At 39.5% G+C, this 6,535-nt stretch carries 7 protein-coding genes; 2 read left to right on the plus strand and 5 right to left on the minus strand.

Annotation, left to right across the window (positions count from 1 at the left end):
- Positions 1-81: 81 nt before the first annotated feature.
- Together F0226_RS09550 and F0226_RS09555 are read right to left on the minus strand one after the other, a co-directional pair.
- Complete coding sequence (locus tag F0226_RS09550; protein ID WP_171735431.1) at positions 82-576, minus strand: DUF1097 domain-containing protein; 495 nt, start codon at positions 574-576, stop codon at positions 82-84.
- Positions 577-804: 228 nt separating this feature from the next.
- Positions 805-1,710 carry a LysR substrate-binding domain-containing protein gene (locus tag F0226_RS09555; RefSeq protein ID WP_171735432.1) on the minus strand — a complete coding sequence of 302 codons (906 nt, stop codon included), beginning with the start codon at positions 1,708-1,710 and terminating at the stop codon, positions 805-807.
- Positions 1,711-2,025: 315 nt separating this feature from the next.
- Here F0226_RS09555 and focA point away from each other — a divergent pair, with 315 nt between their 5' ends.
- The gene (gene focA, locus F0226_RS09560; RefSeq protein WP_171735433.1) at positions 2,026-3,477 is read left to right on the plus strand and encodes a formate transporter FocA; all 1,452 of its coding nucleotides are present in this window, start codon (positions 2,026-2,028) and stop codon (positions 3,475-3,477) included.
- Positions 3,478-3,884: 407 nt separating this feature from the next.
- Here the strand turns inward: focA and F0226_RS09565 are convergent, their stop codons facing one another.
- From F0226_RS09565 to F0226_RS09575, 3 genes are all read right to left on the minus strand, one after another.
- Positions 3,885-4,454, minus strand: a complete 570-nt coding sequence (locus F0226_RS09565; protein ID WP_171735434.1) for a YceI family protein — start codon at positions 4,452-4,454, stop codon at positions 3,885-3,887.
- Entirely contained in the window at positions 4,451-4,990 is a 540-nt protein-coding gene (locus F0226_RS09570; protein ID WP_171735435.1) for a cytochrome b, read from the minus strand. Before F0226_RS09570 ends, F0226_RS09565 begins: the two co-directional genes overlap by 4 nt.
- A gap of 155 nt (positions 4,991-5,145) precedes the next feature.
- A complete protein-coding gene (locus F0226_RS09575; protein WP_171735441.1) occupies positions 5,146-5,391 on the minus strand; it encodes a DUF2164 domain-containing protein in 246 nt (81 codons plus the stop codon).
- Positions 5,392-5,584: 193 nt separating this feature from the next.
- On the opposite strand from F0226_RS09575, the gene F0226_RS09580 reads away from it, so the two are divergent.
- Positions 5,585-6,220, plus strand: coding sequence for a hypothetical protein (locus F0226_RS09580; protein ID WP_171735436.1), 636 nt, complete (start codon positions 5,585-5,587; stop codon positions 6,218-6,220).
- The last annotated feature ends 315 nt before the right edge of the window (positions 6,221-6,535 follow it).

A 6,535-nucleotide genomic window follows, 5' to 3' on the forward strand; every position in this document is an offset into this window, starting at 1 on the left:
ATACAAATTAATCGGGGGTTAACCTTAATCTTTACAGTACAACAAAACATGATGTAAAAACTGATTTAAGCTTTCGCGTGCTTAAGCCTTTACTTGTTTAGCGTGTTGTTCTGGTAATTCAGAAGATTGGTTTGATTTCTCATGAAGCCATAAGCCCGTCGCTTTCATTAAGTATCCAAATACACCACCGAGCAGAAGTGAAGGCACAACAAGTTGCCAATCACCTGCTGCTGCAAATGTTGCACAACAACCAATGAAGGTACCAGGGATGTACCCTAGCCAAGCTTGTTTTGCTTGAATACACATAAAGAAAGCAACCACAGCCGTAATCACATAACCCAGAATTTCAAGACCCGCAAATGTTGAGCTGTGAATAATCACCATTGCCCAAAATACGCCTGTCATGTTTGTCAGTAAGCTACTCAATAGCCCCTTAAACCCGGCAGTAGGCGAAGCAAAGTAGCTGGTGCACCCTAAAAAACCAGCCCACGAGAGTAAGCCAAAAGAAATGGCTATCCATCCCCAAAGACCTGACAAAATACCTGTTGTTAATGAAATTGCGACTAATGTACTCATACTATTTCTAAACGTTTTACAGTTGCTTCTGCGACTGCATGTTTAGCCTCATATAAAATCAAGTAAGCATATTATGTGAAGAATGGAGTTTTTCTAGCGATCTAAATCACACTAACAATGTACGACGGATAGGGTTTATCACAATAAGGAGACCGATATCGCTTAATCAACAGATATCGGTATCTAACTTCTGGTGGGATTTTTAAGAAGAATGTCTAAATTCGAACCTTACAGGACCGATGGCCTTCCTTTCATCATTCGTTTACCTTCTTGCTTTATGCATTCAGCAAGTGGATTTTCAGACATATCAGCACGCCAAATAAACGAAAGTGTTCTTTCCATTTCTAACTGCGGTACATTTAGTGTTACTAACTGCCCCGATTCAATAAAACGCTCTACATCTAAAAATGGTAAGCATGTTAAGTATGGACCATTCGCAACCAAACTTCTAAGAACTGGAACGTGCTCATACTCACGCCATACATCAAGATCTGATATTAAATTATGAATAGAGCTATCAAAAATTTTTCGAGTGCCAGAGCCATGTTCACGTAATACCCATTTGGCTTGCTCTAACTGAGCTAAACTGACCTTTTCTCGCTTCGCAAACGGGTGATGAGCGGATGCCACAACGGTTAAATGGTCAGTACACCATACCTCTTGGTTGACTCGGTTGTCGTCACAACGCCCTTCAATCACACCTAGGTCATATTTGTAATCAAGTACACCTTCAATCACCGCTTGGGTACTTTGCACTCCAAGCTCAATTCTCATTTCCGGAAAGTCGTTATCAATAATACTGATGAGGTCGGGAACTAAGTGTTCTGCTGGTGTTTGGCTAGCACCGAGCTTAAGTTCTCCACTTAGAAGATGCTGCTCATAAAAACCCATCTCAATTTGTTGAGCATCTTGCAATAAACGCTTTGCTTTGGGTCTTAGCCACATCCCCCAATGGGTAAGCGCCATTTGCTTCCCTTGCCTTTCAAATAAAGGTCTGCCAAGCATTTTCTCTAGTTGTGCAAGCGACATACTGGTCGCCGATTGTGTAAGAGCTAATTTATCTGCTGCCTGACTCACACTGCCTGACTCTGCAACGGCGTCAAAGACCGTTAGTTGCTTAAGTGAATAGCGCAATTTTCTTCCTTAATTTTATTGTCATTATTAGTGAATCCATCGCTTTATAAAACTGACGTTGTAAGCAATTAATTTCATTTTACCCTCTGGGAAATCTATATCAATAAATTTGATAAGGATTTTAAAAATTATCAATTTTACCTAAGCATCCAACAGTCGTAATCTAATTTGGCAGCAGGGAAACACGGTCTGCAAAAACAAATAACTAAACACTTATGACTCATTAAACCTTGAGACTCATTAAGTACTTAAGCATTAAACACTCAATCATTAAACACTAGGAATTAAGTATGAAGGATTGTTCAAGGAGGTGGTATGGCTGCCAGTACTTCTGAAAATCATCAATTGTTTTCACCGACAGAAATGATGGCTGAAGCTGAAAAGTTTGCATTAAGTAAAGCCAATAAAACAAGCGGGATGACAATCAGCTTAGCCATTATGGCTGGCGCTTTTATCGGCTTAGCTTTTTTATTCTACATAACAGTGACAACAGGTAGTGCAGATGCAGGTTGGGGACTTAGCCGCTTAGCCGGTGGGATAGCTTTCAGCATGGGGCTTATTTTAATTGTGATATGCGGTGGTGAACTTTTTACAAGTTCAGTTCTATCAAGTATCTCATGGGCAAATAAGCAAATTACTTTTGGCAAGATGTTATCTATTTGGGGAAAGGTTTACGTCGGTAATTTCATTGGAGCAATGTTTCTTCTTGCTCTTGTCGCTGCCGCTGGTTTGTACCAATTAGACCACGGTCAATGGGGGCTCAATGCTCTAAATATTGCTCAGCACAAGCTACACCACAGCCCTGTACAAGCTTTTGCTTTGGGTGTGCTTTGTAACTTGTTGGTGTGCTTAGCGATTTGGCTAACGTTCAGCTCTGCTAACGCTATGACTAAAGCAATGATGACCGTATTACCCGTGGCAATGTTCGTTAGCTCAGGCTTTGAACACTGTGTGGCGAATATGTTTATGGTTCCACTAGGCATTACGATTCAAGCATTCGCACCAGAAAGTTTTTGGATGCAGATTGGCGCAACACCAGCCCAGTACGCAGACCTAAACATCATGAAATTTGTCACCGCAAACTTAGTGCCAGTAACAATCGGCAACATTGTAGGTGGTTCGGTATTGGTCGGCTTAGCCAATTGGAGCATCTACCGTCGCCCACAACTTAAAGCAGCAAAAATTACTGCAATTACACAAACAACAGAAATTACGTCAGTTAAGGAAATCACTATGAACACTACAACGACTATCAAGCAAATCATGAACACTCAACCAATTACACTAAGCGTAGAAATGCCTACATCAGTGGCAATTGATTCACTTTTAGACGCTCAACTTGTTAGCGCTCCTGTTTGCGATGTTGAAGGTCGTCTTGTTGGTATCTTCTCTGTACACGACGTAATGGTTGACCTTTGGTGCCAAGATTACATCCCAACGAAAGGCCAGAAAGTCGTAGACCTAATGAGCCGTGACGTTGTAGCAATCGATGCAAACGACAAGTTAGTTGATGTAGCTGAGTTCCTATGTATCGACAAAGAGCAACTGTACCCTACTACTAGCATGGGGTTTGCAACTCGCCTGACTTCTCTTTCTTTAGAAGAACGAGCTAAAGCGATGAAAGTGAGCCAACCACATATGCTTCCAGTATTAGAAAACGGTGCGATGGTCGGTGTTCTTACTCGTACTGAAGTAATGCAAGCACTTCGTCCAATCTACGGTGACCGCTTAAACGTTGTACCAAAAGCTGAACTAGAAACGGCTTAACTAGAGCTACTTAGCTTGAACTCTTTAGCTAGAACCACTTAACTAACAGATGTTCAACAACTAATAAATTAGCAAGCAACAGTTTAACGAGTTACAAGTCAACAAATACTAAGTTGACTACTAAAACAAGGCTGGGTGATTAGGGATCAGTCATTCAGTTAGGGAAATCAGTCATGGCAACGTTGACTGGCTAGAAGTAAATGGTGGCTTAAAACGTAGTAAAAGATTTGACACAAAACAGATCTACACGCGTTGCCATTTACCTCAATAAAAAAGGCGCAAAGTGAATACTTTGCGCCTTTCTCTATTTCTAACTGTCTCTGGCTAGGTATCTATCTTTAATACTGCATATCATTTTTTAATACTGCATCAAAGTTGATACCAGCTAGTGATCATCAATAGCTAGATTACTTCTTTACACCTTCAACATGTAGATCCATGTCTACATAGCTTGAAGCGCCCATTACTGGAATGTTGAAGTCAGCAAGTTCTAGACGAGTTGTACCAACAAAACCAGCACGCTCACCACCCCACGGGTCTTGACCAGCGCCGATAAATTCAGCTGAGATTGTAATCGGCTTTGTTACACCATGTAGCGTTAAGTCACCCATTACATCTAAGTTGCCGTCACCTTTATCAACCACTTTAGTACTTGTGAACTTAGCATCGCTAAATTTACTTGTATTGATGAAGTCAGAACTACGGATATGCTTATCACGTTCTGCGTGGTTTGAATCAAGGCTTGTTGTATCAATAGTTACGTTTACTTTAGATGCTGCAATGTTGCTTTCATCAAAAGAAAAATCACCAGAGAATGTGTTAAAACGACCTTGGATAAAGCTATAACCTAGGTGGCTAACTTTAAAGTTTACTGATGCGTGAGCACCTTTTGTGTCAATCACATAATCGGCTGCATTTGCTGCGAAAGGCATTGCCATTGCGAATGCTAGTCCAGTAGCGATAATTGATTTTTTCATTTTGAAGCTCCTATCATTTTTCGTAACGTATCGTCTTTGTCGATAATGTGATGTTTAATTGCCGCTAGAGCATGTACTGATGCCATGATGATCAGCACCCAAGCTGCGTAGTAATGTACTGAACCCGCTAGGTCAGATTGATTATTAAATAGCTCACCTAAACTAGGAACGGTGAACAAGTTAAAAACGTCTATGCCTCTACCATCTGATGTTGAAATCAAATAGCCTGAAATAAACAATGCGAATAGATTGATATACATAAAGCCATGCACAAGTTTAGCTGCGATCACTTCGTACGGTTTACCCTCAACAGAAGGTGACGCGGTCACAGTTTTCCAAACAATTCTAATCAGCGTTACTGCTGCTAATAAAATACCAACAGAACGATGTAAATCTGGAGCCGTCTTGTACCATTCACTGTAGTAAGAAAGATCAACCATCCATAAGCCTACGCCAAACAAGCTAAAAATAGTAAGAGCTGAAACCCAGTGGATTGCTCGAGCCACTGCATTATAATTTTTAATTTCGTTTTCCATGAATAACCACACTAATACAAATGGGAATGATTTCGGCTAACTTTAACGTTGTGCCCTTTCTTGTTACACATTATTTACCAAGCTTTACATAAAGGACACAGGATGAAATGAATCAACTTATTCAGAATTTTCGAACAACTTAAGTTATTCTTAGGTTAAATCTCAACAATTTGCTCAATTTCATACAACTCATCCGCAATATCCAACATCTTTCTTTCCATTACTTTCTGAGCATCTTCAATACCTTTGTTGTAATAAACGGCGCCAAACTTCTTACTTACGAAATCAACGAGAAACTCGCTATCAAATTGACCAAGTTCTACATCGAGCTCGTCTTGCAGGTAAGCTTGTAATGAATCTGTTAACGCCTTTTTCTGGTTGGTATCTAATTGAATGTCCATCATGAATCCTCAAGTTATTTACAATAATTTAAAACACTGTTTACTATATCGCTAGTAACAAAAGTAATTACTCTCGCTATTGTTTATTTTTGATAGTGAGATCAAGAAGTAACTATTTGATGATAGTCATTTGAAATGAATTTACCGTACTATGACAAACTCTCAATTTCACAACCTTGTATAAGGGTGCTCATTGTTATTAGACCTTGTCATTCAAAGCGTCAATCGGTTTCAAGATGACTGCTTAAAGCTCTGTGAGCGACACTATCCGACAGTTCATAACCAAGGAATCAGTGAGCACCATATCGGTAAGGCATTTGCTAGAAGAATGCAGCATACTTTTCTTACTTTTGAGCATGGTTCAGAGATCTGCCCTTTAGAGACTAATGAGTCAAAGGATTCACCACACCACTTTAGAATCTCATCTGAGATTGGGACCGTTTGGGTGATTACCCACCACATGGTCAGTGCTGGAAAAGTCTGTCGCAAGAAATTGATGTTGGATATTCAAAATTGGCAGCAAGAATATGGCTTCGCAATACAACCTAATGATTTACTTATTTTAATTAGTGACCATTGGATCGGGCGCAGCAAAAATAGCCGTGAACTTCTTCACTGGTGGATGGGGGAACTTCCAGATACGGTTAATGAATATACACAACAAGGTATAACTTTATATGAAAGTGATTCTCAACTCGCAAATAATCTTAATGACAACTTCAGTATTAGTCCTTGTTATATAAAATTTGGACACCCTTTAAAGCGTTCAATAAATCAACAAATGGTAAGGAAATATATTCAACTTTATGCTGTTCTCCAGTGGCAATAATTATTATCACCGCCTTAACTAGATTATTCGACTAACTCTTGTTTATTCACAATCGATAAGACGACGCGCCGCAAGCTAAAACCACTAATAACGTTACACTTTAAAGCTCTTTTACCTATCAGCCCTTATTTTATAATGGTTTCTCTCCGCCTCAGTTCAACATACTTAAAATCTTGATACAAAATGTAATCGATTACTACATATAAGTTAGACACTCGTCCATAATAGATAATTATTAATTCACTAATTGCATACTGCGCTTACTTAATATTTTCATTTCTGATACTAATAAGGCTGTACACACTCCCTATATAT

The sequence above is a fragment of the Vibrio sp. 99-70-13A1 genome, assembly GCF_013114625.1.
In the GTDB taxonomy this organism is placed as follows: Bacteria; Pseudomonadota; Gammaproteobacteria; order Enterobacterales; family Vibrionaceae; genus Vibrio.

Coding starts and splice junctions, on each gene's coding strand:
- F0226_RS09550 (WP_171735431.1), bottom strand. CDS start 576: ATGAGTACATTAGTCGCAATTTCATTAACAACAGGTATTTTGTCAGGT.
- focA (WP_171735433.1), top strand. CDS start 2,026: ATGGCTGCCAGTACTTCTGAAAATCATCAATTGTTTTCACCGACAGAA.
- F0226_RS09565 (WP_171735434.1), bottom strand. CDS start 4,454: ATGAAAAAATCAATTATCGCTACTGGACTAGCATTCGCAATGGCAATG.
- F0226_RS09570 (WP_171735435.1), bottom strand. CDS start 4,990: ATGGAAAACGAAATTAAAAATTATAATGCAGTGGCTCGAGCAATCCAC.
- F0226_RS09575 (WP_171735441.1), bottom strand. CDS start 5,391: ATGGACATTCAATTAGATACCAACCAGAAAAAGGCGTTAACAGATTCA.